The sequence below is a fragment of the Pseudoalteromonas sp. NZS100 genome, assembly GCF_015864815.1.
GTDB classification, from domain to species: Bacteria; Pseudomonadota; Gammaproteobacteria; order Enterobacterales; family Alteromonadaceae; genus Pseudoalteromonas; species Pseudoalteromonas distincta.
On sequence record NZ_JADYWM010000018.1, the window covers coordinates 1 to 26,477 of the forward strand.

General features: G+C 38.0%; 27 protein-coding genes, 2 tRNA genes and 1 rRNA gene. 15 read left to right on the plus strand and 15 right to left on the minus strand.

Features of this window, described 5'->3' with window-relative positions:
• The first annotated feature begins 191 nt into the window (after positions 1-191).
• From rrf to I6E69_RS16080, 3 genes are all read left to right on the plus strand, one after another.
• Positions 192-306 (plus strand): 5S ribosomal RNA (gene rrf / locus I6E69_RS16070).
• Between the two features lie 468 nt (positions 307-774).
• The gene (locus tag I6E69_RS16075; protein WP_182672493.1) at positions 775-1,968 is read left to right on the plus strand and encodes an outer membrane beta-barrel protein; all 1,194 of its coding nucleotides are present in this window, start codon (positions 775-777) and stop codon (positions 1,966-1,968) included.
• The gene (locus tag I6E69_RS16080) at positions 1,968-2,429 is read left to right on the plus strand and encodes a hypothetical protein (protein ID WP_024597417.1); all 462 of its coding nucleotides are present in this window, start codon (positions 1,968-1,970) and stop codon (positions 2,427-2,429) included. The genes I6E69_RS16075 and I6E69_RS16080 overlap by 1 nt, the downstream gene beginning before the upstream one ends.
• 40 nt (positions 2,430-2,469) lie before the next feature.
• Here I6E69_RS16080 and I6E69_RS16085 read toward each other — a convergent pair whose 3' ends face one another.
• The gene (locus I6E69_RS16085) at positions 2,470-4,563 is read right to left on the minus strand and encodes an EAL domain-containing protein (protein ID WP_197121649.1); all 2,094 of its coding nucleotides are present in this window, start codon (positions 4,561-4,563) and stop codon (positions 2,470-2,472) included.
• 259 nt (positions 4,564-4,822) lie between these two features.
• Between I6E69_RS16085 and I6E69_RS16090 the strand changes: the two genes are divergently transcribed.
• The 8 genes from I6E69_RS16090 (at position 4,823) to I6E69_RS16125 (ending at position 10,847) form a co-directional block, all read left to right on the plus strand.
• Positions 4,823-5,755: a CHAD domain-containing protein gene (locus I6E69_RS16090; RefSeq protein ID WP_197121650.1), complete on the plus strand. Its 933-nt coding sequence runs from the start codon at positions 4,823-4,825 to the stop codon at positions 5,753-5,755.
• Positions 5,756-5,781: 26 nt separating this feature from the next.
• Entirely contained in the window at positions 5,782-6,681 is a 900-nt protein-coding gene (locus I6E69_RS16095) for a DUF350 domain-containing protein (RefSeq protein ID WP_024597420.1), read from the plus strand.
• A 3-nt stretch (positions 6,682-6,684) separates the two neighbouring features.
• Positions 6,685-8,406 carry a polyamine aminopropyltransferase gene (locus I6E69_RS16100; protein ID WP_197121651.1) on the plus strand — a complete coding sequence of 574 codons (1,722 nt, stop codon included), beginning with the start codon at positions 6,685-6,687 and terminating at the stop codon, positions 8,404-8,406.
• A 79-nt stretch (positions 8,407-8,485) separates the two neighbouring features.
• Positions 8,486-8,899: a YjfI family protein gene (locus I6E69_RS16105; protein WP_004335098.1), complete on the plus strand. Its 414-nt coding sequence runs from the start codon at positions 8,486-8,488 to the stop codon at positions 8,897-8,899.
• A 24-nt stretch (positions 8,900-8,923) separates the two neighbouring features.
• A complete protein-coding gene (locus I6E69_RS16110; protein WP_004335088.1) occupies positions 8,924-9,616 on the plus strand; it encodes a PspA/IM30 family protein in 693 nt (230 codons plus the stop codon).
• A gap of 74 nt (positions 9,617-9,690) precedes the next feature.
• On the plus strand, positions 9,691-10,329 hold the full coding sequence (locus tag I6E69_RS16115) for a DUF4178 domain-containing protein (RefSeq protein WP_197121652.1): 639 nt from the start codon (positions 9,691-9,693) through the stop codon (positions 10,327-10,329).
• Positions 10,326-10,646, plus strand: a complete 321-nt coding sequence (locus I6E69_RS16120; RefSeq protein ID WP_024597423.1) for a hypothetical protein — start codon at positions 10,326-10,328, stop codon at positions 10,644-10,646. The genes I6E69_RS16115 and I6E69_RS16120 overlap by 4 nt, the downstream gene beginning before the upstream one ends.
• 15 nt (positions 10,647-10,661) lie before the next feature.
• Complete coding sequence (locus tag I6E69_RS16125) at positions 10,662-10,847, plus strand: hypothetical protein (RefSeq protein ID WP_193225444.1); 186 nt, start codon at positions 10,662-10,664, stop codon at positions 10,845-10,847.
• Positions 10,848-10,876: 29 nt separating this feature from the next.
• Here I6E69_RS16125 and I6E69_RS16130 read toward each other — a convergent pair whose 3' ends face one another.
• From I6E69_RS16130 to I6E69_RS16150, 5 genes are all read right to left on the minus strand, one after another.
• The gene (locus I6E69_RS16130; protein ID WP_004335077.1) at positions 10,877-11,278 is read right to left on the minus strand and encodes a hypothetical protein; all 402 of its coding nucleotides are present in this window, start codon (positions 11,276-11,278) and stop codon (positions 10,877-10,879) included.
• Positions 11,279-11,288: 10 nt separating this feature from the next.
• Entirely contained in the window at positions 11,289-11,822 is a 534-nt protein-coding gene (locus tag I6E69_RS16135) for a hypothetical protein (RefSeq protein WP_197099194.1), read from the minus strand.
• A gap of 109 nt (positions 11,823-11,931) precedes the next feature.
• A complete protein-coding gene (locus I6E69_RS16140) occupies positions 11,932-13,308 on the minus strand; it encodes an aspartate ammonia-lyase (protein ID WP_197121653.1) in 1,377 nt (458 codons plus the stop codon).
• 11 nt (positions 13,309-13,319) lie between these two features.
• On the minus strand, positions 13,320-13,688 hold the full coding sequence (locus I6E69_RS16145; RefSeq protein ID WP_231619805.1) for a hypothetical protein: 369 nt from the start codon (positions 13,686-13,688) through the stop codon (positions 13,320-13,322).
• Positions 13,689-13,789: 101 nt separating this feature from the next.
• On the minus strand, positions 13,790-13,975 hold the full coding sequence (locus I6E69_RS16150; protein ID WP_010554833.1) for a hypothetical protein: 186 nt from the start codon (positions 13,973-13,975) through the stop codon (positions 13,790-13,792).
• A gap of 200 nt (positions 13,976-14,175) precedes the next feature.
• On the opposite strand from I6E69_RS16150, the gene I6E69_RS16155 reads away from it, so the two are divergent.
• Positions 14,176-14,766, plus strand: a complete 591-nt coding sequence (locus I6E69_RS16155) for a DUF938 domain-containing protein (protein WP_149601919.1) — start codon at positions 14,176-14,178, stop codon at positions 14,764-14,766.
• Here I6E69_RS16155 and I6E69_RS16160 read toward each other — a convergent pair.
• From I6E69_RS16160 to I6E69_RS16175, 4 genes are all read right to left on the minus strand, one after another.
• The gene (locus I6E69_RS16160; protein WP_197121654.1) at positions 14,743-15,882 is read right to left on the minus strand and encodes a GNAT family N-acetyltransferase; all 1,140 of its coding nucleotides are present in this window, start codon (positions 15,880-15,882) and stop codon (positions 14,743-14,745) included. The genes I6E69_RS16155 and I6E69_RS16160 overlap by 24 nt on opposite strands.
• 6 nt (positions 15,883-15,888) lie before the next feature.
• A complete protein-coding gene (locus I6E69_RS16165; protein ID WP_197121655.1) occupies positions 15,889-17,271 on the minus strand; it encodes a carboxylesterase in 1,383 nt (460 codons plus the stop codon).
• Positions 17,261-19,978: an ATP-binding protein gene (locus tag I6E69_RS16170; RefSeq protein ID WP_331459130.1), complete on the minus strand. Its 2,718-nt coding sequence runs from the start codon at positions 19,976-19,978 to the stop codon at positions 17,261-17,263. Before I6E69_RS16170 ends, I6E69_RS16165 begins: the two co-directional genes overlap by 11 nt.
• A gap of 74 nt (positions 19,979-20,052) precedes the next feature.
• On the minus strand, positions 20,053-20,508 hold the full coding sequence (locus I6E69_RS16175) for an Lrp/AsnC family transcriptional regulator (RefSeq protein WP_024604725.1): 456 nt from the start codon (positions 20,506-20,508) through the stop codon (positions 20,053-20,055).
• A gap of 136 nt (positions 20,509-20,644) precedes the next feature.
• Here I6E69_RS16175 and I6E69_RS16180 point away from each other — a divergent pair, with 136 nt between their 5' ends.
• Together I6E69_RS16180 and I6E69_RS16185 are read left to right on the plus strand one after the other, a co-directional pair.
• The gene (locus I6E69_RS16180; protein WP_165744624.1) at positions 20,645-21,814 is read left to right on the plus strand and encodes a monodechloroaminopyrrolnitrin synthase PrnB family protein; all 1,170 of its coding nucleotides are present in this window, start codon (positions 20,645-20,647) and stop codon (positions 21,812-21,814) included.
• 1 nt (position 21,815) lies between these two features.
• Positions 21,816-22,940: an aminotransferase class V-fold PLP-dependent enzyme gene (locus I6E69_RS16185; RefSeq protein WP_197121656.1), complete on the plus strand. Its 1,125-nt coding sequence runs from the start codon at positions 21,816-21,818 to the stop codon at positions 22,938-22,940.
• On the opposite strand, the gene I6E69_RS16190 is transcribed toward I6E69_RS16185, so the two are convergent.
• The 4 genes from I6E69_RS16190 to I6E69_RS16205 form a co-directional block, all read right to left on the minus strand.
• A complete protein-coding gene (locus I6E69_RS16190; protein ID WP_197121657.1) occupies positions 22,924-23,412 on the minus strand; it encodes an RNA-binding protein in 489 nt (162 codons plus the stop codon). The two genes, I6E69_RS16185 and I6E69_RS16190, sit on opposite strands and share 17 nt — an antisense overlap.
• Positions 23,413-23,720: 308 nt before the next feature.
• A tRNA-Ser gene (locus I6E69_RS16195) sits at positions 23,721-23,813 on the minus strand.
• 51 nt (positions 23,814-23,864) lie between these two features.
• Positions 23,865-23,955, minus strand: a tRNA-Ser gene (locus tag I6E69_RS16200).
• Positions 23,956-24,173: 218 nt separating this feature from the next.
• Complete coding sequence (locus tag I6E69_RS16205; RefSeq protein WP_164487637.1) at positions 24,174-24,314, minus strand: hypothetical protein; 141 nt, start codon at positions 24,312-24,314, stop codon at positions 24,174-24,176.
• Between the two features lie 325 nt (positions 24,315-24,639).
• Here I6E69_RS16205 and I6E69_RS16210 point away from each other — a divergent pair, with 325 nt between their 5' ends.
• Positions 24,640-25,509 carry a diacylglycerol kinase family protein gene (locus I6E69_RS16210; protein ID WP_197121658.1) on the plus strand — a complete coding sequence of 290 codons (870 nt, stop codon included), beginning with the start codon at positions 24,640-24,642 and terminating at the stop codon, positions 25,507-25,509.
• 37 nt (positions 25,510-25,546) lie between these two features.
• Here the strand turns inward: I6E69_RS16210 and I6E69_RS16215 are convergent, their stop codons facing one another.
• Positions 25,547-26,476, minus strand: a complete 930-nt coding sequence (locus tag I6E69_RS16215) for a DMT family transporter (protein WP_004335033.1) — start codon at positions 26,474-26,476, stop codon at positions 25,547-25,549.
• Position 26,477 lies beyond the last annotated feature (1 nt).

Sequence of the window (26,477 nt, forward strand, 5' to 3'; positions counted from 1 at the left end):
GAGCCATTAAGCTAACTTGTACTAATTACCCGTGAGGCTTAACCATACAACGCCAAACGCGTTTTATGCGACAGTTTAGACAGAAGTTAATATAACTAAAGTAGAAATTACTTAGAAAGACTTAAAAAATATTATCAGATATTTTCCAAATTCAGTTAGTGCGTAGAAATACGAATTAACGCCCAAATTTGCTTGGTGACAATAGCGTTTTGGACCCACCTGATTCCATGCCGAACTCAGTAGTGAAACGAAACAGCGCCGATGATAGTGTAGCATTTGCTATGTGAAAGTAGGACATTACCAGGCTTCAAATTGTAGAAAGCCCGACTAGAAATAGTCGGGCTTTTTTACGTCTGCAGAAAAGTGAAATGTGGTGAATTACTCACATATCGCATTATAATTTAGCTAATTTACATCCTACCAAACACTTATATTAAGTACTCAATCTTGGTGAACGAGATAAATTAAGAATCAGTTTGATCCCCTACTTAGTTGATAAGTATCTATATAAATATAGTTAAGCTCTATCACAATAATACTGAATGGGATTGAGGTAAAAACAGTGTTACCTAGGTACTTAATACTCTTATAGAGCACATATATTGTGCCAACATGTAGTTCATTGACTATAATCATTAATCCTAGGTCGCGGTAAAGAGCGCTACTTAAAATAATTAAATAATTGATTATCCGAACTGGTGAATTATTTCCTTGTTAGCATAATTAATCTTCATTGTACTTTGCATAATTCAACAAAGGATTTAATTTTCTCTGATGCGATATAAAATATCTTGGTGCTTACTTTTTACCACTATGCTTACTCATTTTTCAGCTTTTTCTAATGAGTTAGAATTTTCTGGTTATGCTCGAGTTATTGGTGGTTACTTAGACGAAAAAAATGTCGAATTTAAGGGATATGAAGACAGTATTAAATTTTCTCCATCTAGTTTAATTGGATTCCAAGGCGAGTATCAATTTGATGATAAGTGGTCTGCAACAGCCCAAGTTTTGCTAAGAAGTAATAACACAACAGCTTCTGATAACTCAGGGTTAGAGTGGTTATATTTAACATATAGGCCAACTGACAATATTCAGATAAAACTCGGAAAATTACGCACACCTTTTTTTACTATGAGTGACTTTTCGGATGTTGGTTTTGCGTACCCATGGATCAATCCACCTCAACAGGTCTACGATACTTATTTATTTAAAACATTTAATGGCATAGATGCTGTTTATAAATTTGGTGCAGAAAACTTTGATTTGAGCTTTGAAGGTTACTATGGTGAAGAGTCGGGTGATATAGGGATTGGCGCCTTAAGAACGGGCTTTGAAGTTGATAACCTTTTAGGGTTCATTGGTAAGATTAATATTGAAAACTTAGAATTTAGAGTTTCCCGTTATAATGGGAATATCAAGCTTGATATTGATGAGATAAGACAGCTAGAAAATGTGCTTAATAGCCTTAATTTTACAAAAAGCGCCAGCTCGGTAAAAACAAAAGGTAGAGCACATGCAGACCAATTTGGCGTAATTTACGACAATTTAGATTATTTTTTTAGAGGTGAATGGGTCCGCATTAAAACTGATTTAGGGATAGTGCCTATAATTCAAAGCTATTATTTAACTGCCGGCGTTAATCATGCTCCTTTTACTTACCACTTAACATTTGCAGATAGCGACGTAGAAACTCGTTCTGCTGAAAATGAAATTCCGTTAGGTATTAATAGCGACTTAGATCAACTTGCATATGGGTACAATCGTATTTTTGATGAATCTACGCCTGATTCAATTAAGAGTTGGACGGTTGGTGTACGCTGGGATGTGTTGCCAAACCTTGCCTTAAAAGCTGAGTTTTCAACCCTAGAAGGCGACGATGTAAAAGACTCGTTTTTCGTTACTCCTGATGACTCTGATTTTGATAAAAAAACTAATCTTTATCTTATTGGTTTGGATTGGGTGTTTTAATGATATTTTTTAAACCTATTAATAACATTAAAAAAATAATGATGCTCTTTGTAGTCGCTAGTAGCCTATTTGGTTTTAGCATTTCAGTTTATGCAGAAAATACAAACCCCTCGAATGTCATTATTGTAGTAAATACCACAGATAAAAACTTATCTTTTAGTAAGCAACAAATTCGCCATATTTATATGGGCGGAGCTATGAGCAGACAATTTAAAGCAGTTAACCTATTTGTCGGCAATCCGCTTAGAATAAATTTTAACACTAGGATGGTAGGTCTTACTGAATCTAGAATACAAGCTTATTGGGCCCAAATGCGATTCACGGGGCGCAGCAAGCCCCCTGTTGAATTTGAGTCTACAGAAGAGGTTATAGAGTACTTACTAACCGTTGAAGACTCAGTAGCTTACCTTCCAGCAGGAATTACTATACCTAAAGAGCTCACCATAATTGCACTAAATTAAAAGTAAGCCGTTTGCTTAGTAAAAAATCAATTGCACTGAGTTATTTTGAAGTTATTGTTAGTTCTTTAAATAATATTTTCGCTCGTTCAATTGCGTGTGGTAGTTGTGCAATGCACACTGGTTTTGCAAAGTAATAGCCCTGCATTTCATCACTACCATTTGATACTAGGTAGTTAGCTTGGTCGGTTGTTTCAATTCCTTCGCTACATATTTTTAAACCAAGGCGTTGGCCTAAATCGAGTATTGCTTGTAATACTGCAGTGTCTTTTGCTGAGCTTGCATATTGATTTACAAACATTCGATCTATTTTTAATGTATCAATTTCAATTTTAGTAAGGTAACTCAATGAAGAGTAACCTGTGCCAAAGTCATCTAATGCAATTGAGCCTCCCATAACTTTAACTTGATTAAAAAATTGATTCGCGTTTTCAAAATTTTCTAAATAGCTAGATTCTGTTATTTCAAACTGAATATTTGAAATATCGACGCTATGTTCAAGTAGTTTACTTTTTACAGTATGAATGAAGTTATGATCTTTTAAGTCATGGCTTGAAAGATTCATGGAGACGAGTACATTATTCCCCATAAGTTGTTTTAGCATTTGCATATCTTTAAATACTTGTGTGATCACCCATTGAGTAATCGCTTTTATTTTACCTGCTTGTTCCGCTATAGGTATAAACTCACCAGGAGAAACAAAGCCTAGCTCTTTGCTTTGCCATCTTATTAAGGCTTCTAAGCCTTGAGCTTCGCCTGTATTCGACATTTTAAGCTGATAAAATAACTCAAATTCATTTTGCGCTATTGCGTGAGATATTAAGTTAGCGACTTGCACTTTTCGTTTGTTATCTTCAAGCATTTTATGGTGGAATATTGTATATGCGCCTTTGCCTTTTTCTTTTGATGTGTACATTGCAATATCGGCATTACTGATAAATGTATTTATATCAAATTCAGCTTCTTTGGCACTCGCAATACCAATACTAATTCCCGCTGGTACGTCCCACTCATTTATAGTGAATGGCTCTTTCATACCCTCAATGATACTTTCGGCAATATCTATAACAATAGATTGCTCAGTGATATTAGGTAGCATAATTAAAAACTCATCACCGCCTAAGCGTGCAATTATGTCGTTACTACGCAGATAACTTTTCACTTTTTTAGCCACAGCTTGTAAAAGCATATCTCCGGTTTCATGGCCTAGGGTGTCGTTAACGCCTTTAAAACTATCAACATCAAAGAACATAATCGCAACGTCTCGGTCGTTACTTTTACTACTAGCTAGTTCGAGTTTGAGTAGGTCCATAAAAAACATGCGATTAGGTAAACCTGTCAATATATCGTAGTTGGCGAGGCGCTCCATTGAATGCGTTTGTACTAAAAGTTGTGCGGTGTGTTTATGATTGGTTTGAACTTGGGAGTCAATTGTTTGTAGTAATGCATTAATGTCGTTACCAAGTTGAGATACTTCATCATGACCAGTGACTTGGTATTGAAGCTTATAATTTGTTGATTTTTCAACTTTCTGTGTGAACTTCGAGAGCGCTAAAAGTGGGCTTAATAAACGCTGATATATCCAAAATGAAATAATAATGGTGAGTGCAATAATTAAAACAACAAATGGAGCTGCACTATAAAAAAGGCTAATTTTACTTTCATTCAATGGCTTTTTAAAGTCTTGCACAATGAGCAAATATCCAATAGGAAACTGCTCCTCCCCAATTGCCTTTAAGGCCACTAGCCCTTCATTGGTTATTGTAACCGCATAAGGTAAATCTTTTGGTTGAATACTTATAAGTTCAGGCTTAAAGCTCTCAAGTTCTAAATAGTTAGGGTGGACATACGATTGGATTAATTGCCAGTCAGCGTCAAATACATTAACAAACTTAATGTGTTCATATCGATCAAAACCGAGCAATTCGGTGGTTATAGAGAACAAATCAACTTGCTCAGACATAACACGTAATAATCTATCTGAAATATTTGAAGACATTGCATCTAAGTTTTGTTTAACAGATTGGCGATATAAATCTTCGTGTTCATTAATTGCGAGGAAAAAAACTAAATTTGCGCTAAATATAATTAAAACCGTTGTTATTATAATAAATTTATATCGAATACTATGAAGCATCAAATCTAACCCTTAACCATCATTTAATTATGTTTTAGTTATTATTGTGTAATCAGGCAATCCATAATTACAAAAAAGTTACTGACTACGCCCTTTGAAGCACTAAAAGCCTAACATTGAGAATGCTTTTAAATTCATATACTAAATATAGCTGTTTATTTAATTTTGTACTGACTTACTTTGTTGCAATTTCATTCTTGGTTTAATAAGTGACCTGTGTAAAACTACCTTAGTTAATTTAGTAAATCAGGTGACATGAATGTCGAATATTAAAGCTTGGAAACTTATAAGCCTGTTTTGTTTGTTCGCAGTGCTTATGGGTTGTCAATCTAAAGAAGAGCAGCTGCAACAAACAATTCAAGAGTCTATTAAAAAAGCAGATACAGAGCTGTCACAGCTTGGTACTGCGCTTGATAATGGGAGTGTGCGCAATGCTGTATTAGTTAAAGAATATGGCGAGCTCCTTAAAAAACAACAGCCAGAGCTTACAAAAGTTGTTGATGTAATTACCCTTGATGCAACGCGCCAAGGCGCACTTTATAGTGGTTTAACACAGCGACTTAAAGATATTAAAGGAACTTACTTAATTCCTCCTTACGAAGATACGTTGCATAGTATTGATTTGTTGCGTGATGCGTCTAAACCTACGCTATTTTCTGATGCGTTAACCGATCCTATTAATATGCTAGCTGATATGTCCAAAGGCACTTTAGCGCGTGTAGGCGCAATTAGTAAGCAAGCTGAAGGTGAGGGTGTTGGTAACCAAATGGTAGGTAACCCTAACTATGGTAACTGGCAAACAAATAGTAATGGTATTAGCTTTTGGCAATGGTACGGCATGTACCGTATTTTAGGCGATGTATTTGACCGTGTTGAATATGGTAGTTGGAGCAAGCGCCGAAAGTATAGTTATTACAATGACTATGGCCGTTCGCGTTATTCAAGCCCTAAACAAATTAAAACCCAAAGCGCGCTAGAAACACGCACGCGCCAAACATACCAACGCCAAGGTAAGCAGTTTACAAGCCCTTATGCGAGTAAAAAAACAGGTGCATCCGGTTTAAGCCGTAGTAGTTATACGCCACCAAAAAGCCGCAGTAGTTACTCACGTTCTAGCAGTTATAGCAATAGCTCAGGATCGGTGCGTGATAGCGGTAGCAGAACCTCTCGTGGCGTGAGCCGTGGTAAGTAAAAGAATAAAGTTGGAGTTAGAATAATATGTATGAATTTAATGGAATAACTATGTGGTCGCTACAAGCATTGGCGATTGATTTTGCAATTATTGTTTTATTATTTGTAAGCCTAAAATATATAAAAGGCTGGGTTTCAAACTTACACGCAAATGATGAAATAACAGAGCGTGATAACTTTGCTTTTGGTATTAGCTTTGCCGCTGGTTTAGTGGCACTGGCGATTGTATTAACAGGTGTAAGTAGTGGTGCTTTTGCTGCAACACTGCAGCAAGAAGCACTGCAAATGTTAGCTTACGGCGCATTAGCAATTGTACTTATTAAGTTAGGTCACTTTTTTCAAGATAAAGTAGCGCTTCGTAAAGTAAGCCTGCACGACGAAATAGTTAAAGGTAACGTTACAGCTTCAATAATTGATTTTGGTCATGTTGTTAGCGTTGCAATAGTTATTCGCTCAGCACTTTTATGGGTGGCTACTGATGGCTGGCATGGTCTTCCAATTGTAATTGCTGCCTTTATTATAGGTAGTGTTGTATTACTACTTGTTAGCCAGTACCGAGTGCAGTTATTTAAGCGTACAAACAAAAGTGGCGACTGCCTACAACAAGCAATTGTTGATGGTAACTTAGCTGTGGGTATTCGTTACGCTGGATTTTTAATAGGTAGTGCATTAGCTATTACAGCTGCAACGGGTGTTGCGCCATACGCTGCTGATAACATTAATGCGAGTTTACTATACTGGGCTATTAGCGCTGTTGTGAGCCTTGTCGCATTTATTATTTTGCACTTAGTGACAATTAAAATAATTTTATCTGGTTGCGATATTTCAGATGAAGTTAATCGTCAAAAAAATGTAGGTGTAGCAGCTATTTCTGCAGCAGTATCATTTGCTGTAGGTATCACTATGGCAACCTTACTAGGCGCATAATCAGTGTCATCAACCAACACTCCCCCAAGTAAGTCTCGCTTACTTGGGCACGATATATTACTAATTACTGTTATGGCCGTGCTTGCTGGGTGCGGCCTTATTTATGAATACTTACTGTCTCATTATGCGGGCCGTGTACTTGGCTCAGTAGAAAGTGCTATTTACGCTATGATCGGTACTATGATTGTAGCAATGGGCTTAGGCGCTTTTTTAGCGCGTTGGTTTAAAGATGCATTTACCGCTTTTGCTTGGCTAGAAAGCATTATTGCTTTGGTTGGCATGGGCTGCATTTTAGCGATAGCGGGTGTAATAGCTGTAAGTTATTCTCTTCCTCATTTATTTTCGAGCATTTTTAATTTACCCCCAGATGTTGTACTTAATGGTTACGTATTTCAAAAGCTACAAGAGTGGTCACGTTTTCTACCTTATGTTTTTGGTTTAATACTGGGCTTATTTATTGGTATGGAAATACCGCTTATAGCGCGTATTCGTCAGCATGTTTATGGTCGTTTTTTAGAAAACAACGCAGGGACTATTTATGGTGCCGATTATATTGGTGCTGGTATTGGTGCCGCCATTTGGGTAAGTATCATGCTCTCAATGCCTATAATGCAAGCTGCGGCGTGGACGGCGTTATTTAATATCATCGCAGGACTCGCTTTTTTATGGCGTTACCATGCCCATGTGCGCTTTGCTAAGGCACTTTTAGTTTGCCATATAGCACTGCTGGCATTGTTTGTCTTTATTTTAGTATTTGGCAGTAGCTGGATGAACAATCTAAGTAATGTTTTATACAAAGATAAAGTAATTTATTCGCAAGCAACCAAATACCAGCACGTAGTTTTAACCGAAAGATTAAGCAAAAACCAACCTCAGCCAATCACCGATTTGTATTTAAATGGGCGTTTACAGTTCTCAAGTATTGATGAACAAATATATCATTCAATGCTGGTTTACCCTGCAATGCTTGCCTCTAACAGGCACGACCGTGTATTAATAATTGGTGGTGGTGACGGGCTTGCACTTAGGGATGTTTTAAAATGGCCTGTGAGTGAAGTAACGCTAATAGATTTAGACGCGCAGCTTCTCAATTTATTTGGTCATAAAGACGGTGACTTTACCCCGCCAGAGCACATCAATAAGCGATTACTACAGCTAAACAATAAATCGATGCAAGACTCGCGAGCCAACATAATTGTGGGTGATGCATTTTTAGAAGTTGAAAAGCTGCTTGATCAATCTAAGCAGTTCGACACTATCTTAATTGATTTACCGGACCCAAATCACCCTGATCTAAATAAAATGTACAGTGACTACTTTTATAATCATGTACGTCAGTTATTAGCACCCGATGGCGCAATGGCGGTTCAATCAACTTCACCTTATCATGCTAAAAAAGCGTTTTTAAGCATTGCTAAAACAGTTAAAGCCGCAGGGTTTGAGTATGTTGAGCAGTATCAGCAAAACATACCTTCGTTTGGGCAGTGGGGCTGGACTATAGCCACTAAAATGGGGCAGTCGGCTAGTGGCCGTATTAATGATGCGACGGCTATGCCTGTGCCATCAAGATGGATTAGTAAAGAATATTTATTGGCAAGTTTTGTATTTCCTAACCACTACTTTGAACAAGTTAAAAGTATTGAGGTCAATAGGTTAGGATCTGGTCAGCTTTATGATTACTACCGAACTGCATGGCAAATAGAAAGCGAATTGTATAAAAACTAACAAAACATGGTTGACATAATATGTCGACCATGAGAATCTTAACTCAGACATAATATGTCAAACGACAAAAGGCAGAGACATGGAATTAAATGAACTTTCAATAAAATTAGCTTCTTTTGAAACTGAAGGCGCTAACTTTGAGTCTTTCTTGATTGCCAACCCAGGCGAGCAAGATGTTTTACAAGTCATTGTTGATGGAAATGATGAACTTCCAATTTTTGTTACACAAACGCAAGAGCAGTTGTTATGTATTAGCTACTTGTTTGACGAAGATGAAGTTAAGAGTGAATTACGCAACGAGTTAAACGAAACATTACTACGTTTAAACGTGCCAATTCCACTGAGTGCATTTGCTAAAATCGATAACAAATACGCGATTTTTGGTGCACTGTCGGTAAATTCATCATTAGATGACGTTACCCACGAACTAGTGACATTAGCCGATAACGCTATCGATGCACTAGAAGCCGTGACCTTGTATTTAAACGATTAATAGCCAGTTAGTGGAGTTAAGATTATGAGTATTTTAAAAAAATTATTTACAGCAGTACGTGGCGGCGCTCGTGAAGCAGGCGAAGCAATTGTAGACAAAAATGGCATCCGTATTTTTGAGCAAGAAATTGCAGACGCGCAAAATGCACTTCACCGCGCTAAAAAAAGCCTTACAGAAGTAATGGCCAAAGAAATGCAAACTAAGCGTAAAATTAGCGCTGTAGATGCATCAATCGCTGAACACGAAGCGTATGCAGGCCAAGCTCTTGAAAAGGGCAACGAAGCGTTAGCATTAGAGATTGCAGAAAAAATTGGTGACTTTGAAGCTGAAAAAGCCGAAAACGAGCAAGTATTATCTGGCTTTAGTAACCATATTGTTGCGCTTAAGCAGCAAGTTAAAGATGCTGAAAAATCGATTAAAGAGAATCAGCGCCAGCTTACAATGGTTAAAACCACTGAAAGCGTACAGCAAGCAACAATGGCTGTTAACAGCACGCTTAATACAAACAGCTCGTCTATGACATCGGCTCGTCAATCGCTTGAACGCATTAAACAGCGTCAACAAGATCGTAGCGACCAGCTAGGTGCTGCAAAGCAACTTGAGTCAGACGTAAATGGCGATGACTTAAAAGCAAAAATGGCTGAAGCAGGCATTGGCGACACAAGTCCAAAAAGTGCTGATATTTTAGCTCGCATCAAAGCGAAGCAAAATAGCTAACCATTACGTTTATACTTTAAAAAGGTAACCGAGTTTTGCTCAGTTACCTTTTTTGCTTAGAAGGCAGCCCTCCTATGTTTAATTTTTTCAAATCTAAAAAAGAGCCAGAGCGTCAGCTTAATCATCCGAGCGAGCTTAAAAAAGGCGACATGTTTAGCGTTATCGACTCATTTGCTTATCCGGCATGGTTAAAAGGTGAAACGCTACGTGTTACTGATATTCAGACTTACCAATATCAGCACAGCAGCGATACTGAATTTGTACTTGAGACAAATAGCGGCCAAGTTGTATTTTTACAAATTGAGCAAGATGACGGCGAGCAGTGGGCTAACTTTTCTATTAAAATTCAGCGAAACGAAGTTGAAGAGATATTTGGCCTTGATGAGTTTGCGCGTATTTTTGATGAAGAGTCGTTAACCCACATTACAGTGCAAAATACACCAGAGCGCTTTATGCAGTTTTTAGCTAAAAGTTATCAACAAAGCGAGTCGCCTTATGTGTGTTATTTCCATAATAAAGATTACCGCAACCAAACATTGCCTCGCTATGAGCAAGAAGGTGGTGAGCCATGTGAAATGATTTGTTTAGCATCAGATAATGAAGGCTTTGGTTTAAATATCGAAATTTGGGATGGCGGCGAAACCGAAGTATCGCTAACGCTCATGCGTCCAATGTCAGACATTGTAGACTTGTTTCCTGGAGATGCTAAGTGAGTGATGCTAAAGACAAGTGGTTGCGTCAGGAACAAGCTGTACGTGCCACACAAATGGCATTTGATCTAAGCAGCGAAGTTCAAAAGCTGATAAAAAAGCAAGCTATTGACCAAGAGTTAACGCCGTCAGATATGATCCGTAAAATACTTGGCTTAGATGTAAAATCTAAAAAAACGCGTCAACGTTTATCGTTTAATTTAAATGATGATGAGATTGCGCAACTAGCCAGTCGCTTTGATGTCCCAAGTGATGATAAGCGAGCCGTAAAACAACAAGTAGCTGACTTACTAATTGCTCACACTAAAAAAACTAAGTAGTTGCACTAGATTATTATGAATATTACTCTAATTGCTTATCTACTTATTTTTGCGTTGTTTGGTACTGCGGCGAGTTATTTTGTACGTTTTATTTATGCATATTGGGTGCTTAAAACAATGCCCATGAAATACATTATAAAAGCGGGTATTTGCGTGGTGCTGGTGGTTGTAATTTCAGCGTTAATTCCGTATTTAAGTTAACGCTGAGATTAAATTATACGCGACCGTTTTTATTTTATATCAAACGACTGGCATTGGTGATTAATACACAGCGATTGCACTTCAAGTACAGGAGAACAATCGGTTAAGCCTTGTGCTTTATTTTGTATTTTTTCTTGTTTTGTTATTTGTTGAGCAAGCTGTTCTGCTTCTTCTTGAGATGTGTTCAGCGTTGAATAAACAGCATACTTACTCGGTCCGCCGCATGCGCGGGCGCCCACTTCAAGTACTTTACACTGAAAGCTTGCGGTGCAGCTGTTATTACTCACCATGTTACTAAGATCATAGTTTAAGTCAGACAAGTTTTTACTTTGCTCATTTGACGTCACAGTACTAGCACAACCACTTAGTAATAAAATGCTGCTAGCAATGCTTAAAATTGATAGTTTAATTGCCGATGGTAAACAACTCATAACGTTATCCTTAAAATGCACTTACCGCTGAGCCTTCAAGTTTAACACATTTATTTTCAACACACTGCGTGCTTGGCGTTGTTAAATGCTGACAAATGCTCATCATCCCTTTTTGTGAATTATAACTACTTTCAAGCTTAGTAATTTTATCGCTAAGGGCTGCTACTTGTTTTTCAGACGCTGATTTTGTTGAGTACACAATAAAGCTGCTTGGCCCGCCACACGCGCGACTGCCTACGGCACTTATTCTGCATTGAGTGCTTGTATCACATTGCGTATCTGTAATTAGCGTATTTAATTCGGCTTTAGCTGTTTTTATATCGTCTATTGAAACGTTTTTTAAATCGTTTATTGAAACGCTTTCAGCAATTACATTATTTTTTGTATTTTCTTGTAATTGAGTGTTTTCTTTTAGCTTTTGCAGCTCTTGCTTTGGCGCTTCAGTTTCTGAGGTTATTGTTACTTGCTGCGTTTCAGTTGGCGTTTTATCTAAGCATGCAGTTAAACAAAGTGGTAAAAGTATGGCTAACAATGGGGTACGCATAACAAACCTTGATAGTGATGAAATATTCATCACTATCATACACGGTGCATTTTTTACGGCAATAAAAACTATATTATCAAGTAATTAAAGCCGTGAAAAATATCGTTTATTAAAGTCCACCCTGCGTTAGTTTGGTGGGATTAAGTAGCTTTTCGAGTTCACTGCGTGGTAAATCGGTTTCTTGTTCGGCTACATCAATAATAGGGCGGGCTTCCTTATAGGCCTGCTTTGCTATTTTTGCTGCTTTTTCATAACCGATCACCGGATTGAGCGCAGTCACTAAAATTGGATTTTTAGCGAGTGCTTTATCTATATTAGGCTGATTTACTTTAAAGCTGGCAATGGCTTTATCGCCCAATGCTTGTACGCTATTGGCAAGTAATTCTATGCTTTGCAAAATATTATAAGCAATGACTGGCAGCATAACGTTTAGCTCAAAATTACCCGCTTGGCCTGCTACTGTAATGGTCGCGTCGTTACCGATTACTTGTGCGCTTACCATGGCTGCGGCTTCTGGTATTACTGGGTTTACTTTACCTGGCATAATAGACGAGCCCGGTTGAAGTGCTTCTAGCTCTATTTCGCCTAAGCCCGCAAGTGGCCCTGAGTTCATCCAACGTAGGTCGTTCGCTATTTTCATTTGTGCTACAGCGAGTACTTTTAATTGCCCCGAAAGCGCTACTATGGCGTCTTGTGAGCCGATGTTATAAAAAAAGTTACTACTAGGCGTAAATCTAATGCCTACATTGGCACTCAGGTTTTCTGCAAATTTGGCTGCAAACTTAGGGTCTGCATTTATTCCTGTTCCAACAGCTGTACCGCCTTGTGCAAGTTCGCATACACGCTCTAGGCTATGTCTAATTCCTGCTGCGGCATGATTAACTTGTGACTGCCATGCACTTAGTGTTTGATCAAATGTTACAGGCATTGCATCCATTAAATGCGTACGGCCCGTTTTAACTATATGGCCTACTTCAGCTTTTTTCTTTTCTAGGCTTTGCGATAAGTTTTCAAGCGAAGGAAGTAATTCATACACTACATTTATTGCGCTACTGAGTGCGATAGCAGTAGGGACTACATCGTTAGAGCTTTGCCCCATGTTTACATCATCATTAGGGTGAATGCTTTCACTGCCTAATCGGCTAGCAAGCGTTGCAATAACTTCGTTGGCATTCATATTTGAGCTTGTGCCCGAACCGGTTTGAAAAATATCAACGGGGAAATGCTCAACATGCTCGCCATCAATAATACTTTGACAAGCTTGCTCAATAGCATTTGCTTTGTCTTTACTTAAATGGCCAAGCTCGCAGTTACTTTGCGCAGCGGCTTGTTTTATATAAGCCAGTGCAGTGATAAATTGCTTTGGCATAGATAAGCCACTAATGGCAAAGTTATTAACTGCTCGTTGTGTTTGCGCCTGATAGAGCGCATCAGTAGGTACTTGTAGCTCGCCCATGCTGTCTGATTCTGTTCTAAAGTTGCTCATAAGTGTGCTCCTTAAAAAGGGTTGAATTCGTGACTAAGAATACGAGCTTCACGCTCAAGTATTAAAAATTGTGCAGTATTGTTATGCACCTTATAAAACCGTTTTAATGCTAATAATGGTTTGTATAGCTGCTCTAAACATTGTTTACGAATAGCATTATGTATAAGAGGGTCGCACATTTTGTTCATAATTTCATGGTGTGTGCGCCTAAGATAAAACTCTTGAAGCAAGGGATTATGTTGTTGCTCAAATTTTTTGGCGACGTTAAGGGCGGTTTCTATGTATTCGGCAACGAGCATGGGTGCATGCAGGCCAGGAGGTCTTAAGCAATGACAAGAGAGTTCTTGATGGTAACGATGCTGGGCATAATTTGAAGACATAAAAAAACCGACTCAAGTTAACGATAATAGTTATCATTACATTTAATCGGTTTCAGTGTAAACAGTTATTATAAAAATTATTTGCGATACTAATTTGAGTATTAATTGTAGCCAAGAATAAATATCTGATCTGTTTCATGTTTTGTCATCGCCTGTTGATTATGTTTAGGGTGCGAAAGTAAATCGATTACTGTAGCTCTCATATCAACGGCGTAACTATGATCGTCGGTGGTTTTTTCGGTTATAGCAATGGCCGCGTCTACAGCGGTATAAGGGGGTATATGCATAATTTTATCCTTTGAAATTTAATATAAGTTAAACCCTTTAGTGGGTTAACAATATAAAAGCATATTACGTACCAACCATAATGAGCCAGCTCAACCATATGATAGTTATAGTATTTAAAAATTACCTTTTTTTCATCACGACAAAATAAGCTAAATTTGCTTTACTGTTGTGCATTAATCTACAATTTTGGTGCACAGTAATGACAAAGCCATTTTCACAAGCCTGTGAAAACAATAAAACCCCTATTTTAGAGCAATTAAAGGACGTATTAAAAAATACTAAAACAGTACTCGAAGTCGGATCAGGAACCGGCCAGCATAGTGTGTTTTTTGCAGAGCAATTACCACATTTACAATGGCATACAAGTGATCGTGCTATAAACCACGAAGGGATTAATTTATGGCACCGCGAAGCTAATTTAACTAATTTACATGCACCACTTGAGCTTGATTTAAATAATGAATGGCCTGTAGATAAGGTTGACGCTATTTATACAGCAAACACATTTCATATTGTAAGTTGGCAATTAGTTGAACGTTTTTTTGACGGTGTTAAACGTCACTTAAATAACGACGGTATGTTGTGTATTTATGGGCCATTTAAGTACCAAGGTGAATTTACCAGCCCAAGTAATGATGACTTTAGTGCCTTTTTAACAGAGCGCGATCCGTTAAGTGGAATAAGAGATTTTGAAGCAGTTGAACAACTAGCTAAGCAAGCAGGGCTTACGCTTATTAGCGATACTGCCATGCCTGCAAATAATCAGTTACTCGTTTTTAAACGGCAGTAATGAGCTACATTGCTCTTTATATATATCAATATGGCCGCGTTCACGCTTTAAGTAGTCGCTTATTGCATTACTGAAATCGCCATCAACAATATGGTGAGCAGAGTAGGTAAGTACGGGTTCAAATCCGCGTGCTATTTTGTGCTCACCTTGTGCACCCGAATGAAAACAGTTGAGTTTATGCTTTATTGCAAACTCAATACCTTGGTAATAGCACAACTCAAAGTGAAGCGAATCTACTTCCTCACTTGCTCCCCAGTAGCGCCCATAAAGCGTATTCTCACCTACTAAACTAAGTGTTGCAGCAATCACGTTGTCGTCTTTTTTGGCCAGCATAATAACGAGGTTATTAGCCATTAATGCATGTAAAAGCGTAAAAAACTCCATATTTAAATAGCCCAAATGACCAGATCGCTTTAAGTAGGTACGCTGATAAAACTCACAAAACAATTGCATTATCTCGGGCGTAATTTGCGTTCCTTGCAGCCATTCAATATCAATATTTTGTTGCGCTATTTTAGCTCGCTCTTTTTTAAGGGATTTACGTTTTCGTGAGTTAAGTATTTGCAAAAAATCGTCAAAGGTTTCAAAACCTTTATTAAACCACTGAAATTGCACACCCACTCTTAGCATGGCATGTTGCTCAGTTAATGATGTTGCTTGGGCTTGGTCGCAAAAATTAACATGCCACCCCGACCACCTTTGCTCAGCACTGTGTATATTAAGTTGCTCTGTAATGTACTGATACACCGCATTTGGGTTAGCGTGCTCGATAGCAATACGCTTGCCTTCAATAGGGCTAAAGGGAATGCCAGATAGCCACTTGGGATAATATTCTAAACCGTGTTTTTCGTATGCCTCAGCCCATGCCCAGTCAAATACGTACTCGCCGTATGAATGACTTTTTAAATACCCAGGTGCAAGCGCAATGAGCGTATCATCTTCAAAAATAGCGAGGTGATGGGGCTGCCAACCGCTTTTTTGTGTTACGCATTGGCTTTGCTCAAGGGCATATAAAAAAGCATGTTGAGTAAATGGTTCATCACCAAATAAACGTTGCCACTGCGCCTGATCAATCTCATTAATACTGCTAAACCATTGGTGCGAAAACGTTCCCATGACTACTTACCTTGTAGTTGTTCTAAGCTGTTCTACGTTTTTAATAAACGTACTAATTTGCTTTTTAAGCTCGGTAAAATGAGGATTATAAGTTAAGCGTTGTAAAGCCGGATAGTGTTTTAAGTTGGCGCTTGTACGCTCTCCTAGTTGTGGATTTTTTGTTGTTTTACATGTTTTATACAGGGGCTCGTCGTTAATAAAGCTGCCACAATTACGATAGGTTGCGTTAATTCCATAATGTGGATTTTGCGGTGAGTTAACAATAGCAATATGCGACATACCATGAACTTTTTTACACTGAGGCGATGTGCATTGCGGGTTATTTACTGTGTAGTCACTAGCAAAGTCTGGCGGTAAAATATCAGTGCTTCCATAAAGTACTAAAGTATCGAGCGGCTTATATTTTACTGAATTATCTTTGTGTAATGCACTTAATAATTTTAGCGTGGCACGCGTATCTATCGTGGTATCAATATCGCTAAGTACACTAAAAATAGGTAATTTAAGTGCAGAGCGTTTGTTTAAGCTACTTACGCTTGCAAGTGACATAGCATAGTACGACGCGGCAGCTGCATTTAAAGGAAATGATTCATACTTAGCAAAGTCTACATCGGCGTCTTTATCTATCCAATTAACAAAGGGTATGGCATCAATCCACTTTGCTATCCAGCCGTACTTATTATGTGGCTCGGAGCCTGGCGAATAAAGCATAAGCGCTTTAATTTTGGGTGAAACAGTGTGCTTGGTTGCGTAATCAATAAGTAACGCTGCACCGGTAGAGTAACCTGCGAGTATCACCTCATCAAAGTCTTGCACCGAGCGTTTAATACCGTATTTTATTGCCTGTTGCCATTGGCTAACCTCTACATTGAGTAATGCACTTGCGGCGCTTCCATGTCCTGGTAATAAAATAGTACGCACAGTATAGCCTTGTTGATAATACACTTGTGCTAAATCGTGATACGTAAAGGGTGAGTCAGTTAGCCCGTGAATTAGTAGTGCAACTTTATTGCTGTTTGGATGCGTAAGCTCAAAAGGGGCAATAATATCTGCAATAGTAGGGTCAGGTTTTCGCGTACCTTGTGTTACTAATTGCTGGTACGTTTGTGTAATAACAGGGCATGGCATATCTGCACGTGGATTGGTTTTATTTATATGTTTATATGCAAAATCTAAGTAATCGTTAAATGGTAAAAGTGCGTGGTAATTAAAGCGCTGGTGGTTGTGCTCTTTTTCAAAGCGTAATAAGCCTTGTTGCTTACTTTTTGTTATAAATTTAAAGTCGCTCGCCTGCGGGATACAGTTTTGAGCGATAGCTGTATGCGAAAAAACACTTAAAACAAAACCAACTCTTAAAACTATTCTTAAAATTAAACCACTATTGTTCATTAACTTCTGCATATTGGACAAGACACTCGGTTAGCTTAATGAGTTCAAGCGGTTTTGCAAGGTGCTGGTTAAATCCAACGGCTTGTGCATGTGCTTTATCCTCTGGCATAACGTCGGCAGTTAAAGCAATAATCGGGAGCTCTTGTTCAGTTTTAAACTGGCGGATCAGTGCCGTTGCCCTATAGCCATCCATTACAGGCATTTGGCAATCCATAAGCACTAAGTCAAAGTGCTGCTTTTTAACTATATCAACGGCCAGTTCGCCATTTTCTACTATATACGGCACAATTCCTAACGAGCCAAGCATCGCTTTAATAACCATTTGATTTACCGGGTTGTCTTCTGCGACCAAAATATCTAGCGAAGTAATATTAGTATTATCAAATGTAATAACATGTTCTTTTTTAGGTTCTGTTGTTTCTAATCGCATTGAAAATGTAAAAGTAGAGCCTTTATGTACTTCACTTTTAAGTGTTATATCAGCCCCCATTAATTGGCTTAACTCTTTCGCTATGGTTAAGCCAAGGCCTGTACCACCAAACTGCCTTGAGGTAGAACTATCCGCTTGGGTAAATGCGTTAAATAATTTTTTATGTTGGCTCGGTTTTATACCTATGCCGGTATCACTAACGGTTATAACTAGCTGTACTTTATTGGCGGCAGTAAACTCTGTTTCTATGTTTAAAGTAACGCTGCCTTGGCTTGTAAATTTAATCGCGTTACTACATAAATTAAGTAATATTTGCTCAATTCGCATAGGATCACCAATAAACCAGGTATCAACAGGTAGCTTTGAATTAACTTGCCATTTAATACCTTTGTTAACGGCGCTTTGCTCAAACATGTTGTTTATGCGTGTTATTAAAGCACCTAAGTCGAATGCAATAGATTCAATAACTAACTTTTGGGATTCTATTTTTGATATATCAAGAATGTCATTAACTAAGTTTAATAAGCTTTTAGATGCTGAGTTTATTTTATCTAAATAGCCAATGAGTGTATTTGCATTGTCTGTTTCTCGAGCAAGTGAAGAAAAACCAATAACGGCGTTTAATGGTGTGCGTATTTCGTGGCTCATATTCGCTAAAAATTGGCTTTTAGCCTGATTAGCTAAATCGGACTGCTTCTTTGCTTGTGCGAGTGAGTGAGTACGCTCTGCAACTTGACGTGTAAGTGCGATTTGTTGCTGATTAAATAATAATAAAATAAGCAAAATTAGCGAGCACACAGCCACCTGCAATATAAGTAGCAGTAGCGTAAGTTGATTATTATGTTGTGCTAAAAATCCTTCTTGAAGGGCTAGTTTTACAATCCATTGCTGTCCGCCAAAATCAATATTAAAGCTCATAAGACGACTGCCAATAGCTTGGTTAAAATTCTTTGAATTGCTATAAAAAGGAGGGTCGTTTACATCTTCATATATGTTAATCGAAAACATTTCTGACTGTTGTTTTGAAATTGCTTGGTCAATAAGGTTGTCTACTAAAAACACACCTGTGGCATAACCTTTAACTGAGTCTATTTCGTTATTTTGTGAGTATACAGGGGCAAATAACAAATAAGCTGGCTTGGGTTCTTTGGTTTGCACCAGCTGAATTATTTTAGTACCAACAGGCTGGTATCTAATTGAAGGATCGAGCAATGATGCCTTTCTATCTGGGTTCGAAAATACATTAAAGCCAATGGCTTTCTGATTACCATTAAAAGGAGCTATGTACTTTACAATCACTAAGGGATCATCTTTTTCTAATGGCTCACCTTTTACGTTGTAGTCTAAATGGTAAATATCAGATATTTCTTGTGTGAAGTTGCGGAGTTGACTTTGCGGTATTTTGACATTCCAAGAGAGCGCTTTTATAAACGAATGTTGAGTAAGTAGCTCACTTGCGTAGCTATAAAAATCTTGTTGACTTAAAGTCGAAGAAGATTGCACCTGACTTGCCAAACTCTGTACTGCTATAAGGCTTCTATTTATATATCTATAGAGGCTATTTTCTATTACATGAACTTCGCCTTCAGCTATTTTAATTGTATTAGTGCGATTTTCTTGATCGTATAACTGGGTTGTTACTGCTACAGATACAAATAATACACTGCACACAGCAAGCGTGGGTAGGGTTGAAACAGAGTACTGGTTTGATTTTTGTGGTAATAAAGAAAGTAAAAGTGGAGTAGCAATGAGTACTCCAAGAGTGTCTCCCAGCCACCAATAAACAACATTTTTCCAATGATTATCAATGCTGTAAATCGGGTTAAATTGGCTTAAGGCAAATACACCAAAATTTGCTGATATTAAGTTACTTAAAATAGCGACTACAATAATAAAGTAAATAATGTTTTTACGATTCTTAAAGCGTAGTGGATGACCAAGCCAAAATTTTAGTAAAGCAGCGCCGACCATGGCTTGTATAACCACACCCAAGGAAATATACATAGCTTCGTTAAATGAGTTTCCAATAAGTACCATTTCGTGGGCAGAGTTATCAAAAATATTTAGATTAAATGCAATTGCAGCTACAAATAGAGGCGGGATAAAGCGCCACCACCAAATATAACAGCCAACTAAAGCTATGCCGGCAGGTAACCAAATTGGAATTATTTGCGAGTTAAAAGCAAGTTTAGTGAGTGCTATGCCGACTAAAAAATATGCCAAGGCAAACATGATGTAAAAAATACTTGAGTGATATTTTGAGTTAAAATTTTTCACTTAGGTCCTTGGCAATTATTGTTATTACACTTTAAATAACTAGTATAGCTAACAGTAATTTATTTTGGTTATTTTTATAATGGTAACTGTTTTTTGCTAAATGATTGTTTAAGCACAACTGTCGATTCTATATTTGCGATACAACTTAAGCCACCTAGTTGATGTTTCACAAACGTTTCGTAGCTCTCAAGATCATGTGCAATGATTTTTAATAAATAATCATAGCTTCCTGATATTACACAACACTCTAATACATGTGGTAATTTTTCTACATGTTGCTCAAATTGCTCTGCAGCACTGACCGAGTTTTGGCTTAATCGTACAAACGCATATACCAATACATTAAGATTAAGTGCTTTGGGATTTATGGCGGCGTGGTAGCCGGTAATAATGTTTTCTTGCTCTAACTTTTTTATACGCCTTAAACAAGGCGTATCCGATAGGTTAATACTGCCAGCTAAATCTGAAACCGACATACGAGCTTGGCTTTGCAGTGCAATGAGTAATTGCTGATCTTTTTTATCTAACATAGTTGTCGGCTTTTATTAATTATTTTCATATTTGTAGTGATTATTGCTAAGTATTGCAGTTTTTACTAATTTTTTTGGCGCTTTACCCTAATTGAACTCTGTTAGCATTTAACTATAAAAATAATAGAGCGCAGCAATGAACACACATACCGCTATTTTCGATCACTGGATACGAACAGAGTTTGTCACTTTAAATAGTGAATTAGAGCAGCTTTATTGGCAGCAAACCGATAAAGCAAATGTAGAAGGAATAGGTGAGGCCTTAAAGCAACAATTAGAAAAAGAAGGCAACGCATTAATTAGTAATTTATTAGCCGAGGGAAACACAGATCAAGGCTTTGATAGCGCTTTTGACTTACTCGGTAACGTAGGATTATTTATGGCAGCGTGTAGGCGCCATGAAATTACTGAGCCAAGCAGAGAAACCACTTCACCGCTAATAGAAGCCTCAGCGCTTGCTATGCATATAGGCGCATCCATTGGCGTAACCCCTCGTTTTGCTACCGCCCACTTAACTACTCATAACAAAGCACTTAACGGTATTTATAAACGATTTACCAATTTACCTGATGAAAAGCTGTTTCTTGATTATAACACTCAAGGCATTTTGGCCTATAAACGTGCAAGTGATGCATTATTAAAAATATTGCCGTTAGGTATTTCACATCCCTTGTGTGGTGAGTTATTAAAAGTAGCTAAACAAGCGCTTATAGATGTAATTGAGTCAAACAATGCACTTTATTCTGAGCTCGATACAGATCGCTTTTTTAACTGCGTTCGCCCTTATTATAAACCGTACCGTGTAGGTAAAGAGGTTTACAGAGGGGCAAATGCTGGTGACTTTGCAGGTATTAACGTGATTGATATGCTGTTAGGGCTGTGTAGTGCAAACGAGCCTAGTTACTCGCAAATGCTGGTGGATAAGTTTTTATATATGATGCCAGAGGATCAACAAATCCTGCGAGAAGCCATGCGTATGCAAAGCTTTATGGATGACTTTTTACAAGCAGAGCCATATAAAAATACAGATTGGTTTAAAAGCCACGCAACGTTATTTATCCAAGTGTGTAAATTACATGGCGACACCGCAGTCGGTCATCATAATCAACTGGTTGAAAAGTTTATTGCTCAGCCCTCAAAAAATATGCAACAGCAGCATATGAGCAAGGTAACAGCAAGTGGTCCGCCGCTTAATGTGTTACTTGATTCGCTCGAAAAATTAAGAGATAGGCGAGCCAGTGCCAAACGCGACGATATAAAAACACGTTTTGACGATCTAAATACACTTAAAGAATGGGTTAAATAGTATGCTTAAAAATGATTTTTGTATGGCCGATGGCTGTTATTTATTAAACCACTCGGTAGGGCGTCCTCTTAAAAGTACACAGCAATATTTAGCACAGCACTACTTTTTACCGTGGGAGAGCTCAAATAAAGAACCTTGGCAACAATGGCTGCCCGCAGTTGAGCAATTTACTACCGCGCTTGGTAAGTTATTTAATGCGCCTAGTTCGCAGTTTTGTCCTCAGGCTAATTTATCAAGTGGCTTAACAAAGTTGCTTATGTCGCACCCTCGATTACAGCAAAAAAATTGTAAAGTGCTTATGGCGCAAAGTGATTTTCCGAGTATGGGTTTTGCAATGCAAAAAGCGTTGCCAAAGTGCGCGCAAATCATATTTATACCTGAGCACGAAAACCTAACTGATATTAGTGTTTGGCAGCGTTATATAACCGCCGAAATCGATTTAGTTTTTATAAGTCATGTATATTCAAATACAGGTGTACAGGCGCCTGTGTACGATATTGTAGCTATAAGTAAATTAACCAATAGTTTATCAATAGTTGATGTTGCTCAGTCAGCGGGTGTTATACCGCTTGATTTAAGCGTGCTCGATGCGGACTTTATGATTGGCTCGAGCGTTAAATGGTTATGTGGTGGCCCAGGTGCAGCTTATTTATGGGTTAACAAAAATCAAATAGAGTATTGTGAGCCTAAAGATGTGGGTTGGTTTTCGCATCAAAATCCATTTGAGTTCGATATTAATAATTTTGAATATAACAGCAGTGCGCTTAAATTTTGGGGTGGCACCCCTTCTGTAGCGCCTTATATTATTGCCGCAAATAGTATTACCTACTTTGCAGAGCTAACAGCTCACAAGGTAAGGGTGCATAACTTAGCGATGCTTACGCTTATTCATGAGCAACTAAGCGAATATGTTGCATCACCTATGAGTGGTGATAAATGCAGCGGGACTGTTATTTTGTTTTTTAACAAGCAGCAAGACCATGTACTTACAGAGCTTAATAAAGCGAAAGTCAGTGTAGATGCTCGCAAATTTGGAATACGAGTATCGCCACATATTTATAATACTCAAGAAGACGTTGCGCAATTTATTTCTATAGTAAAACGAGCGCTTAAGGGTTTTGGCTAAGCTGCTGCTTTCTTTGCTTTAATGACTCTATTTTTTGCTGCGTTTGACTAATTGATGCGTCGTAGGCTTGTTTTAATGAATTTGTTTTAGTTGCGATAGCATCAGCAATAGACGAAGCGCCTAAACGATTGGCCTTATCTTGGGTCATATAATCTATTTGTTGTTTTTTAGCTGCGTATTCTTTTTGGCTTTGTTCAATAGATAGCTCAAGGCGCTTTATTTCACGCTCTATTTGCTGAGCCTCTAAGTAGTCATCAACAGAGGTATCGGTTATACCTTTACCGGGCGTAGAGCTTTTATATGCTTCAATTACATTTATATCTTTTAGAGTAATAACTTGTGCATCTTTAGCGCAAGGCGTTTGGCTAAAAGTAGGAACGCCCTTAATTACACACTTATACACTGTTGTATTTTGTGCCAAGGTAAAAAATGGTGCTGCCGCGCAAAATGATAGCAATATGAACCGGATCATAGCTAAACCTAAAAGTGGCTAAAGTTGTGTTAATAATGCCCTAAGTTATTACTAGGCACAATTTGTTTAATTTTTATAAAATTTAGGCACAAAAAAACCACAATTAAGTGGTTTAAATTAAGTATAGTCCAGAGGGAGGGATAGACTTGCTTACATCCATGTAATCAATCGCTGCGCGACGTTTGCAGCGGCCTAAAATGTTCCAGACATTTTGTCGAACCCTGTCGAGGGTTCTCACCCTCCCAATTTAGTATCGGTGTTAAATTTTGGGCACAAAAAAACCACAATTAAGTGGTTTAAATTAAGTATGGTGGAGAGGGAGGGATTCGAACCCTCGATAGAGCTACAAACTCTATACTCCCTTAGCAGGGGAGCTCCTTCGGCCACTCGGACACCTCTCCAACGCATAACCGGTTGTATTGATGGAGTAAAAAAAGCCACCAATTAAAATATGGTGGAGAGATAGGGATTTGAACCCTAGATGGGCTATAAACCCATGCCGGTTTTCAAGACCGGTGCATTCGACCACTCTGCCATCTCTCCGTGACGCAGAATAATACTTAGGTGATACCGCTGTGTAAATAGCAAAATGACTGTTTGCCTAAAAAATATACGTAAATGAGGTTTTTTTTGTAAATAAGGGGAAATTAAGGCAATTTTTAATAAAATAAATAGGTTGCAGCAAACAATGGGAGCTAAATAAGTGACTTCATTTAGTGGTTGAGTGTTCGCTGCACCGAAAAATAATCATGGTTGGGTGATTATTTATATTGAGCTGCACCGCTAAGTGCTAGTCTTTTACCAATCGTGTTAAGTTTAGCTAACATTCTTGCTTTACGGTTAGTTGGTTTAACGGCTACTTGCGCTACTGCTGTTTGATTTAATGTATTAATTGGTTTCATTATTTTGCTCCGGTTGTATCTGTTGAAATCGCGTGCATTTTGCACGTTGTTTGATTAAAAATACAACGATAAAAATTGAGCCTGAGGGATTAGTTAAACTAATCTGAATTGATTTTATTAATATGCGATTCAGTAAGTTGCATTACTGTTTTTGCATAGCTATTTATATGGCAGTTGGTTTTAACCCCTTTGCTGTTGGGGTTTTTGATTTTTTAATTTATTTTTATGCATTTTATACAATGTTTTTTGATTATTTATTCAGATTAAAAAAATTCAATTAAACGTTTGTTATCTCACTCTAAAATACATTGCTGGAAACAAAAGCTTGTCACTACTAATAATTATTAAACCAAGTATCAAAAAACAGAGCCAAAAATCATTGGCATGGCTTAAAAACATCTGTAAAAAACGCAGCTTTTCTTATTGTATATTTACTACAACGGGAAGCTTTGACGATGACTGCGCTCAAATAAGGTTGTTACTGAGTAAATTTCCCAAAGTAGTTGCACTAGGTGGCGATGGTACATTGAACTTGGCTGTTAATGCGCTAATAGGGAGCAGCTGTTCGTTAGCATTATTACCTTGCGGTACAGGTAACGATTTCTCCAGAGGGTTTAATTGCAAAGCAGATGATTGGCGAAAGGCATTATTTAATACACCGACAGCAATTGATATAGGAAAAATTAATAGCCGCTATTTTATTAATATTGCAGGGGTAGGATTTGATGCTCATGTGATTAAAACTATTAACGATAAAGCTAATTTTTCATCTTTTGATTACAGTTGGACGAGTATCAAAGAGCTATTTTATTATCAAGCTCAGCAGTTACAAGGTACGTTTAATAACGATGCTCGGCAGTATCAAAATTTAATTACTGTATTTGCTAATCATAAGTACTTTGGTGGCGGGCTAAAAATAGCGCCAAAAGCGGATTTAATTGATGGCCAGCTTGAGTGTTATCAAATGCGATCGGGTGGGCTTTTTTATAATGTAATAAGCTTTATTAAGTTATTTTTTAAGCGTCATGAGTATATAAAAAACCTTAACTACAGTCGCTTAAATACAGCTTCCATAAAAACTGAAGGGTTATTGATTGAAGCAGATGGTGAACTGGTAGGTAAAACTCCTGCAGTTGTTAGTGTGCATGGACAAGCCTTACTTTTTCATATGCCAATAAAAAAGCGCCTACAGTAAAGTAGGCGCTTTTGCGTTAGTTGCGTTAATAACGCGTCTAACTGGGGACGGAGCCACTTTTAGCTATTGCTCTATTAGCTAAAAAGGCGTTAATTCGTTTTGTTGGGGTAAGCACAATGGCGTTACCTAATAACACTAAGCTAAACCCTGCAAAGGTATTTGCGTGCCATTCAAAGCCTTCAAAAAAGCTACTCAGTGTTACTGCCACTAATGGGAATAAAACAATAACGTAGCTGGCTTTTTCAGGGCCTATATTTTTTAGTAGTGCAAAGTAACAACCAAAAGCGATTACGGTGCCAAATATTGATAAATAAAGTAATGATAGCCAGTAGCTAGTTGGGGCGTTTAAACTAAATTGCACATCGTTCATTAATACATATAAAGCTAAGCCTATAGCACTATATAACATGCCCCATGCATTGCCCTGCAATACGCCAATTTGCTTACGAGAATTACGAACGCTTACCATGTTGCCCAATGAAGCCACAAAGGTGCCACCAAGGGCAAGTAGTAACCCGACCAATGCACCGTTACTTAAGTCGAACTGCTGTAACTGTGGCCAAAACAGACACGTAATACCTAATACAGCGAGTGCGGCACCGGTATAAATTCGTTTTGAGATAGGCTTACCAAAAAATAGTCGAGTGTTAACTATGTTCATAACCAGCAACAGTGAAAAGGCGATAGAGGTCATAGCGGAGGTTAAGTAATTTTGTGCCCAGTAAAGCATTAAGTAATTTAAGGCAAAATTACAAAGAGCCAACAAAGCAAAAAAGCCATGATCGATTAATGAAAAGCGCATATCCGGTTTTTTGTACGCTACATATAACCACATTAAAAGCGCTGCAATAGCAAAGCGATAAAATAACGATAGCTCTACCGCAATATCACCTAGCTGAAATTCGATGGCTAACCAAGTAGAACCCCAAATTAAAACGGTTGTAATGTATAGCGCTGCACTTTTCATG